10 protein-coding genes are annotated in these 6,063 nt (G+C 45.0%); all 10 read left to right on the top strand.

Annotated features, from left to right (window positions below; genetic code table 11):
• Positions 1-302: 302 nt before the first annotated feature.
• The 10 genes from infA (at position 303) to rpmE (ending at position 5,880) form a co-directional block, all read left to right on the top strand.
• Entirely contained in the window at positions 303-527 is a 225-nt protein-coding gene (gene infA / locus F6K20_RS21095) for a translation initiation factor IF-1 (RefSeq protein ID WP_008191178.1), read from the top strand.
• Between the two features lie 101 nt (positions 528-628).
• Positions 629-742 carry a 50S ribosomal protein L36 gene (gene rpmJ, locus F6K20_RS21090; RefSeq protein WP_071986986.1) on the top strand — a complete coding sequence of 38 codons (114 nt, stop codon included), beginning with the start codon at positions 629-631 and terminating at the stop codon, positions 740-742.
• A gap of 71 nt (positions 743-813) precedes the next feature.
• On the top strand, positions 814-1,197 hold the full coding sequence (gene rpsM, locus F6K20_RS21085; RefSeq protein WP_008191169.1) for a 30S ribosomal protein S13: 384 nt from the start codon (positions 814-816) through the stop codon (positions 1,195-1,197).
• A gap of 186 nt (positions 1,198-1,383) precedes the next feature.
• Positions 1,384-1,776 carry a 30S ribosomal protein S11 gene (gene rpsK / locus F6K20_RS21080; RefSeq protein ID WP_008191167.1) on the top strand — a complete coding sequence of 131 codons (393 nt, stop codon included), beginning with the start codon at positions 1,384-1,386 and terminating at the stop codon, positions 1,774-1,776.
• Between the two features lie 143 nt (positions 1,777-1,919).
• Positions 1,920-2,864 (top strand): DNA-directed RNA polymerase subunit alpha, encoded by a 945-nt coding sequence (locus tag F6K20_RS21075; RefSeq protein WP_008191164.1) that lies wholly within the window; start codon positions 1,920-1,922, stop codon positions 2,862-2,864.
• Positions 2,865-2,966: 102 nt separating this feature from the next.
• Positions 2,967-3,317, top strand: a complete 351-nt coding sequence (rplQ, locus tag F6K20_RS21070) for a 50S ribosomal protein L17 (protein WP_008191162.1) — start codon at positions 2,967-2,969, stop codon at positions 3,315-3,317.
• A 61-nt stretch (positions 3,318-3,378) separates the two neighbouring features.
• On the top strand, positions 3,379-4,212 hold the full coding sequence (gene truA / locus F6K20_RS21065; protein WP_008191161.1) for a tRNA pseudouridine(38-40) synthase TruA: 834 nt from the start codon (positions 3,379-3,381) through the stop codon (positions 4,210-4,212).
• Between the two features lie 214 nt (positions 4,213-4,426).
• Positions 4,427-4,876 carry a 50S ribosomal protein L13 gene (rplM, locus tag F6K20_RS21060; protein ID WP_008191159.1) on the top strand — a complete coding sequence of 150 codons (450 nt, stop codon included), beginning with the start codon at positions 4,427-4,429 and terminating at the stop codon, positions 4,874-4,876.
• Positions 4,877-4,881: 5 nt separating this feature from the next.
• Positions 4,882-5,295, top strand: coding sequence for a 30S ribosomal protein S9 (rpsI, locus tag F6K20_RS21055; protein WP_008191157.1), 414 nt, complete (start codon positions 4,882-4,884; stop codon positions 5,293-5,295).
• Between the two features lie 336 nt (positions 5,296-5,631).
• Positions 5,632-5,880 (top strand): 50S ribosomal protein L31, encoded by a 249-nt coding sequence (rpmE, locus tag F6K20_RS21050; RefSeq protein WP_287295923.1) that lies wholly within the window; start codon positions 5,632-5,634, stop codon positions 5,878-5,880.
• Positions 5,881-6,063: the final 183 nt, after the last annotated feature.

Here is a 6,063-nt window from a genome sequence, read left to right as displayed (position 1 = left end):
GCGGAAACCCCCTGCGTGGGGCATGGAAGCCATCATCTGACCCTATTGTAGCGAATACCTTACCACTAGCCTAATACTTAGACTAATTTAGACTAATGGTTATTCTAATGGTTCGACCGGTGTAACCTATGCCTTGAGCTAGGCCACGGGAAAAATGCTTCCCTGACCGCGCTACTCCAAAGTTGGTTTTAAACTAGTTTAGTTGGTATAATTTAGGATTTGATAAAATATGTTAAGACTCCCTGAATTAAATAATCAAAATTTAGAACATAGGGGGATAGTTGTATTGAGGTTAAAACACTTTGGCTAAACAAGACTTAATTGAAATGGAAGGCACGGTGACTGAATCCCTGCCGAATGCCATGTTTCGCGTTGACTTGGACAATGGCTTTAATGTCCTAGCTCATATTTCCGGTAAAATCCGTCGGAATTACATCAAAATTCTGCCCGGAGACCGGGTCAAAGTTGAACTAACCCCCTACGATTTAACCAAAGGCAGGATCACCTACCGTCTGCGTAAGAAGTAAAACTAGCAGCGGATTCTGTTTTATGAAAAATAAGTTAAATTTGACAAGTCAACCAAAAAAAAGATATAATAACCAACTGCATTCTGTCCAGAAAAAAAGGCATGAAAGTTAGACCATCTGTCCGAAAAATGTGTGAAAAGTGCCGCGTGATTCGACGCCACGGTCGAGTTATGGTGATTTGCCCGAATCCCAAACACAAACAGCGTCAGGGATAAACCTCAAATCCATACACTTAATCCATACATTTAATTTGTAGCACAAAACTTCAGTCAAGGGAGAACCAAGCGTGGCTCGGATTGCCAGTGTAGACCTACCTCGCGATAAACGTGTAGAAATAGGTCTGACCTACATTTATGGAATCGGTCTGTCGCGGTCTAAAGACATTTTAGCAGCAACAGGAGTTAACCCAGATACGAGGGTTAAGGATTTGACCGATGCTGAGGTGGCTGCCCTCAGAGCAGCTGTCGAAAAAAATTATCAGGTGGAAGGGGATTTAAGGCGCTGGCAGTCAATGAACATCAAGCGCCTAGTAGATATTGGTACCTATCGCGGACGTCGTCATCGCATGGGACTGCCCGTGAGAGGACAGCGAACCCGCACTAATGCCCGTACCCGTCGCGGTAGACGAGTGACTATCGCTGGAAAGAAAAAAGCACCGGCTAAGAAGTAATAGCTCTAGTCAGCTCAACTATCCACCACAGCTTTGTGGTCATTGGTCATTCGTCAAAAGTAACTGCCAGGAGACCTTCTGTTAGTCACTTTGGACAAAGGACTTTGGACAAAAGACTTTGGACAAAATTGTTCAAGTTACTCAACCCCAAGATAATCAATCACCGATAGAGTAAAGTCAAGTGACATGGCGCGACCAACAAAAAAAGGTGGTACAAAAAAGCAGAAACGCAATGTACCCAATGGAATAGCATACATCCAGTCTACGTTCAATAATACTATCGTCACCATTTCTGACACCAAAGGGGATGTAGTCTCTTGGGCTTCAGCTGGCTCTAGTGGATTTAAGGGGGCAAAAAAAGGAACTCCCTTCGCTGCTCAGACCGCTGCTGACAGTGCTGCCCGACGAGCCATAGACCAAGGTATGCGTCAGGTGGAAGTGATGGTGAGTGGACCAGGAGCAGGTCGAGAAACCGCTATTCGGGCCCTGCAAGGAGCCGGACTGGAAATCACCCTAATCAGGGATGTAACTCCAATTCCTCATAACGGCTGCCGTCCACCCAAACGGCGTCGAGTATAAGAGTATATTTTTTGCGACCGTTAGGTTGAAAGGAAAGTAGCTTGAAAGGAGGAGGTTCATAAGGAACTCCTTACCCTTTGGCTTACTATCCCTTCAACCTGTATTCGGTTAAAGGGGTCTTATGAATAGAGGGAGGTCACTCTGTGGCGCAGTTTCAGATTGAGTGTGTAGAATCCAAAACACTGAAGAACCAAAGTCAGTATAGCAGATTTGTCCTAGAGCCTCTCGAACGTGGTCAAGGCACAACGGTTGGCAACGCCCTCAGACGAGTTTTGCTGTCCAACCTAGAAGGAGCAGCAGTGACGGCTGTCAGGATTGCTGGCGTAAACAATGAGTTTGCCACAATTGAGGGAGTCAGAGAGGATGTCCTGGAAATTATGCTGAATATGAAGGAAGTTGTCCTCAAAAGCTACACCTCTCAACCTCAGATAGGTCGAGTGATGATTACTGGGCCATCCACTGTGAGAGCTGCTCAGTTTGATTTGCCCTCGGAGGTGGAAATTATTGCTCCAGGTCAGTATGTTGCTACTTTAGCAGAAGGGGCTAAGCTTGAAATGGAGTTCCGCATCGAAAAGGGTACAGGATATCGCTCTGTGGAACGGGGGCATGATGAATCAACAGCGGTAGATTTCCTCCAGATTGACTCTGTTTTCATGCCGGTGACTAAAGTAAATTACAGCGTTGAAAATACTCGCATTGATGGTGCTCTGGAAAAGGATCGCTTAACTTTAGAGGTCTGGACCAATGGTAGTATAACTCCCCAAGAAGCTTTATCTCAAGCGGCTGGGACCCTGGTGGATCTGTTCAATCCTCTCAAGGATATTAATCTCGAATCTATTAAAGATGACTATGGTGATGATGACGATCCGACCAGCCAAATCCCAATCGAAGAATTACAACTCTCGGTTCGGGCTTACAACTGCCTGAAACGAGCACAGATCAACTCTGTATCCGATTTGCTCGATTATAGTCAGGAAGACCTCCTAGAAATCAAAAACTTTGGTCAAAAGTCGGCTGAAGAAGTGATTGAAGCTCTGCAACGACGTCTAGGAATTACACTGCCCCACGAAAAATCCGCTAAGACTTAACCACAACAATTAAACTTAAGGGACTGGACAATTAGCAATTAGCTAGTCCAAACCCTAGGAATAAAGGCAAATCTTGTTCAAAAAAAAGGAGGAAGCTAAAAAATGCGTCACGGGCGTCGTGTGCCAAAACTGGGCAAGCCAGCAGATCAACGTCGGGCTCTGATGAGATCCCTGACCACTGAATTACTGCGTCATGGTCGAATCACTACCACTAAAGCTCGGGCAAAAGCCATTCGTTCGGAGGTGGAGCGAATGATTACCCTGGCCAAGGATGGCTCCTTGGCATCCCGACGTAGGGCAATTGCCTATCTCTACGACAAAAAGTTAGTTCACTCCCTATTTGCTGAGGTTAAAGCGCGATATGGCGATCGCAACGGCGGATATACCCGAATTCTGCGCACGGTGCGGCGTCGTGGTGATAATGCTGAAATATCTATTATTGAACTAGTCTGAGGCAATTAACCATTAAAGCAATTAACCATTAAAAATGTCAATTGTTAATCCTTAATCCATGATGTCTGACAACGATGCTAAAGCTATCCAGCGAATTGCCCTGGTTATTCAATACCTGGGTAATAACTTTTATGGCTGGCAGCGACAACCCCAGCATCGCAGTGTTCAGTCAGAAATCGAAACAGTTCTGTCCAGCGTGCAACAGCGAGCCATAACCCTATATGGTGCTGGTCGTACTGATACAGGGGTTCACGCTGCTGCCCAAGTCGCTCATTTTAATGCCACAGGTCCCATACCAGCCCATCGCTGGGCAGCGATACTCAATAGTAGACTGCCAGAGGATATCTTAGTCCGAGCATCAGCATTAGTTTCACAAGACTGGCATGCTCGGTTTAGTGCCATCTGGCGTCGTTATCGATACACAATCTATACCGACGCCTGCCCTAACTTGTTTGTACAACCCTTTTGTTGGCACTATTATCAAGCTCCCCTTGATGAATCCCTGATCCAGGCAGCCTTAAAACCACTGCTGGGTAAGCATCACTTGGCAGCCTTTCACCGAAGCAACTCGGGGCGATCGCATTCCTGGGTAAATGTGCAAGCAGCCGAATGTTACCGCAATGGACCATTTATTCATATAGAAATTCAAGCTAACGGATTTCTATATGGTATGGTGCGTCTGTTGGTAGGAATGCTAGTACAAGTGGGAATAGGGAAGCTAACCCCAGAACAGTTTACTGACATCTGGGTTAACCAACAGCGGGACAAGGTGAAACACGCTTCTCCAGCCAAAGGCTTGTGCTTGCTAAGGGTTGGCTACCCAGAATGCCCCTTTCTCCCAGAAATATGGTATGATACCCAACCCAAATTTATATTACCTCAATTGACGGGTTGAAGACTACACGTAACAAGATTGAAGAGGGGGTGAAGGTGACAGGTAACAAGCCTGAAGGCTACTTCTAGAGATAAGTAACATTCAATTTAATCTGTCAACCTACTAACCGACAAGGGCTCCTTGGGCTAGAACAACCTGTGTAGCGTGGGCCTTAAGGCCAAGCTACAAGAGACAACCTTTCAACCCAACCGTAAACCTGATATTGATTGAACCGATGGAAAAAACCCACATACCAACTAAAGACTCAATTGAAAAAAAGTGGTACGTTGTAGACGCCACCAACCAGCGTCTAGGACGACTAGCCAGTGAAATAGCCATTATTCTGCGGGGGAAGAACAAACCTACTTACACTCCCCACATGGATACTGGTGACTTCGTGATTGTTGTCAATGCCGAAAAAGTTATGGTAACTGGCAGAAAACGAGACCAAAAACTATACCGCCGCCATTCCGGTCGTCCTGGCGGTATGAAGACAGAAACCTTTGCCGAATTGCAAGCACGTATACCCGAAAGAATTATCGAGAAAGCTGTCAAGGGTATGCTACCTAAAAACTCTCTGGGTCGCCAACTTTTCAAGAAGCTGAAAGTTTACACTGGTCAGACCCATCCCCATGAAGCACAACAACCCCAAGAACTAACTATTAAAACAATTCCAGGAGGCTAAAACTAATGCAAGCAGAAGAACAAGCAGGTCGCGCTGTTTACTGGGGAACTGGTCGTCGTAAGTCATCAGTTGCTAGAGTCCGTTTGGTTCCCGGTAGCGGTCAGTTGATTGTTAATAAACGTCCAGGGGACGCTTACTTTAACTTTAACCCCATGTACCTAGCCAGCCTGAAAGCACCTTTGGAAACCTTAGGTTTGGAAAATGAGTATGATATCCTAGTCAATGCCCACGGTGGTGGCTTAACGGGACAATCTGATGCTGTGCGTCTAGGGGTGGCTAGAGCCTTGTGCGAACTAGACCCAGAAAACCGCCAACCTCTTAAAATAGAAGGCTACTTGACTCGTGACCCACGGTCAAAAGAGCGTAAGAAATATGGCTTGAAAAAAGCTCGGAAAGCCCCCCAATACTCGAAGCGATAAATTATCAGCTGGCTAATTTAAAATTCAACATGGTAATTAAAAATTTGTAAGCATTCAGACCTTAGCTATCAGCTATCAGCCATTCCGAATAAAATTTTAGCTAAAAGCAATAATAAATCAGCTAATAAATTAGCTGATTAAGGGTTGTCCACAATAGCTAATTTATGGGCAATATTAAGCCACATGCCTAAGTTTGACAGGATTGAAAAGCTGACTGCTAAGGGGCTGATAGCACCTCAAGTAGCGTGTGCTTAGCGCATATCATTACCATAATTTAACAAATAGGAATGAAAAATTAGCTAAATATATAGTAAAATAGAAATCAAAGGAGGAACTATGTCAAAACCAGATATTCACCCAGAGTGGTACCCAGAAGCCAAAGTCTATTGCAACGGGGAAGTTGTGATGACCGTTGGCTCAACTCAGCCAGAACTTCACGTAGATGTTTGGTCTGGTAATCATCCCTTCTACACAGGAACCCAGAAAATTATTGATACGGAAGGGCGAGTTGAACGCTTTATGCGGAAATATGGGATGCTGGATGCTGCAGACAATACAGCTAGCTCTGATGAGACAAAGAAATAGCTCCTGAAGTTCAAGGGTGAAGGATGAAGGATAAAAGATGAACCAGGAGGAATGAACCATGAAATGGGTTTAGCGATGGCTAACTTAAGGTTGACTAAAAACTTGATAAACAGTTAGGACTTAAACTTCCCACTTAATAGTTCCCACTTCATAATTCATAAATTTATACTTCATCCTTCACCA

It is taken from the genome of Moorena sp. SIO2C4 (assembly GCF_010672485.1).
Lineage (GTDB): Bacteria > Cyanobacteriota > Cyanobacteriia > Cyanobacteriales > Coleofasciculaceae > Moorena > Moorena producens.
This window is presented reverse-complemented; position numbering and strand designations above follow the sequence as displayed.